Below are 2,634 nucleotides of genomic sequence, written 5' to 3' on the forward strand. Positions count from 1 at the left end.
GCTGCCGTCGGTTTTTTGCCTATTGGCCGCACCGAGTAACCGCACGTCACGCGCCGCATCAAGCCGGGTATCGCCACCGATGATCCCAGAGTGAAGCTGGGATCTTAATACTAGTTTTTAAGTGTAAAAATTTTACCCAAAACAGATTGTAAATCTCCTGCTATAACCATTTTTCCAATACATCTTTTAACTCTAACTATTGTTTATATTAAAATATTTCATCAAACGCCATACATCAAATATTTTGAGGTGTAGTTCACTACCTGTGGGATTTTTCTTATTATTTTTAGACATGTTCTTTCTTAGAATTTATGCCTAAGCGGAACATTTCAGTTGGAAACAAAGGCTGTAATATTACATCATTGTTAAAAATAAATAATTTTGGGGACAGCGCCGTAACATCGTGGATATTTTCAGAAAGCAAGTTTAAATTTGATCTAAAAATAGGAATACTAACATCATCTACAAAAACGAATACATTATCGTTTTCTATAGAGTTTGCATTCAACAGATGATTAATGTCTTCATAGTCTGAATATTCAATCTCTGACCAAGAGATATTACCGTTTACTAAAGGATATTTATTAAAAATATCAATAGCATCCTTCTGAAGCCGCCCTTTAACTATAATAAAATCAGCACTAAGTGCTTCTTTACACTCTTCAAATAAAGTCATTTTCTCTACCTGTTTAACTGTCTCAATATCGTTTCAAAAGATTGTTCATTACCCTCAAATGGTACGACCTGTTTTATTTCCTTGCCCGGTCCTTTACCTTGAGAATAATCCCATACATTAATATGAGTACCTTTTTCAGGATCATCATCAACTCGCCAGCCTACTTTCCCATCGTTGGATTGACGCCCAATAACTTTTCCACTCCCAGCATTTATCTCTAACCGTCCAATAACAGGTTTAGAGTCTGCTCCTAAATCACCAACAATATCTAATGCTTTATTTCGAGTACTTTCCCAATTCTTTTCAGGTTTAAGTGTTGTTTCAATTTTATTTCCTGATTGCAGATAAGCCAAATCATCTTTATTCGGCCCATCAGGGATTGGCGTTACAGTACTATTTCCGCCAGTATCTGACTTACCGTCTATATTACCGGTATTAGTAGCACTCTGGCCTGTAGATTGGTCGCTACCGGTATGACTTAGCAAATTATCCGCTATTTGATCCCCCCCAGTATTGGAAGGACCTAACCCAGCTATTTGATCACCACCGGTATGAGCAGGAACATACTTATCCTGAAGTGAATTCAGATATTTTTCGGTAACTTCATCATTACCCATCATCTTCAGAGTAACAAGATGATCCAGATCGTCTTCCGATATTTTGTCTGCGATCTCTTTGGCGACAACACCTGTAATACCCGCTTTAACGCCGATTTCCAGAACTTGCTTCGCTACGGTGCAGCAATGCCACACCCTTTGAGAACCAGGCTCAGCGCATTATTCTCTACAACCCAAAAATTCCAGCTCAACATATGGGATCGTTCTTATCGGGTAACTAACGAATACCAAATAACCAAAACATAAAACCTGCAAGAAATCCTGACGTACTGATTTTTAGATACATTCCAATATTATCGCTAATGAAATGAAAAATTTCTTTTCCACCACCAACCCAATAACCAAGTACCTGAAAAATCATACACATTAGAAACACTGCCAGAAAAAAAGAACAAGATAAATACAACATGACAATGAACGATTTAGTTTTATTTATTTTCACCTTGTTTCTCCTTATTTTCCATAGCGCTTCCGATACCACTATTAAATAAACCTGATGCAGTTGACCCCCCTAAATTACCCATGGTAGAAGGAATGGCACTTTTTGATGCAGGCCTTGTAATCGTCCAAATACCTATAGGTTGCCATTCATATTCTTTTGACACAGGATTAAAAATTTTATTGAATGGAACCTTGATAGTATTACCGATCGCATATCCTACACTGGCTCCGCCTTTACTTATTATTGCATTCAAGAAAGGATCATCTCCTTTGATTTCTGCTGTGTAATAGCCGCCTACTGCATTCCAAGTAACGGTTGGGTTATAACTTTTTCCTGCTGTGATAGCGCCGATAACACCTGCGCCAATTACATCAGATAACCTCACTTCTCCTGTTGTACCATATTGAATAGCTGCATTTACACCACTGGTGACGCCTGCTGCAAGTAGCTGTTCTTTACCTTTTGCCCCCTGAATCATCGCCTTTGCACCAAAGACCATTACAGGCCATGAAGTTGGATCTAAAGCGACAGCGGCAACTCTGTTAGAAGTAGTAATATTATCCTTCAAAAACTGCAAATCCTTACCATTCAAATACTGTACTATTTTGATGGCGTCGGGATCTTTTAGTTTCTCTGACAATCGAATTTGTAATGATCCCTCATCAAGCGCAACATTCGTATTTACTTGAATAATTTCTTCATAAGTCACACAAGTAATACCGCCTCCTTTGCATTTTTCCTCCAATTTGGCACTATTCTTATTGCTAATGTTCAAATACTTCTGAATGACTGCACCGCAGTCCCCTCCGTTGACCTTACACTCGGCCAACTCTTTATCAAAACGGCGGCTTTCTTCTTCATGAAGATAATTATTCTCTACCGCATTTTTCCCCGCCTGC

General features: G+C 38.5%; 3 protein-coding genes and 2 pseudogenes. All 5 read right to left on the reverse strand.

Going from position 1 to position 2,634, the window contains the following annotated elements:
• Positions 1-114: pseudogene (locus tag AC971_RS25870) on the reverse strand (hemagglutinin repeat-containing protein); the annotation flags it as partial.
• Positions 115-286: 172 nt separating this feature from the next.
• On the reverse strand, positions 287-676 hold the full coding sequence (locus tag AC971_RS21305) for a CDI toxin immunity protein (protein ID WP_025381532.1): 390 nt from the start codon (positions 674-676) through the stop codon (positions 287-289).
• A 5-nt stretch (positions 677-681) separates the two neighbouring features.
• Positions 682-1,005 (reverse strand): annotated as a pseudogene (locus tag AC971_RS25875) (VENN motif pre-toxin domain-containing protein); the annotation flags it as partial.
• Between the two features lie 505 nt (positions 1,006-1,510).
• The gene (locus tag AC971_RS21315; RefSeq protein ID WP_025381534.1) at positions 1,511-1,735 is read right to left on the reverse strand and encodes a hypothetical protein; all 225 of its coding nucleotides are present in this window, start codon (positions 1,733-1,735) and stop codon (positions 1,511-1,513) included.
• The coding region (locus tag AC971_RS25435) for a hypothetical protein (protein ID WP_231573058.1) at positions 1,722-2,634 on the reverse strand (913 nt) is incomplete at its 5' end. The genes AC971_RS25435 and AC971_RS21315, both read right to left, overlap by 14 nt.

The organism is Yersinia similis (assembly GCF_001053095.1).
Taxonomy (GTDB): Bacteria; Pseudomonadota; Gammaproteobacteria; order Enterobacterales; family Enterobacteriaceae; genus Yersinia; species Yersinia similis.

Bases quoted from the DNA above. Each gene is read 5' to 3' on its own strand.
- AC971_RS21305 (WP_025381532.1), bottom strand. From the start codon at position 676: ATGACTTTATTTGAAGAGTGTAAAGAAGCACTTAGTGCTGATTTTATT.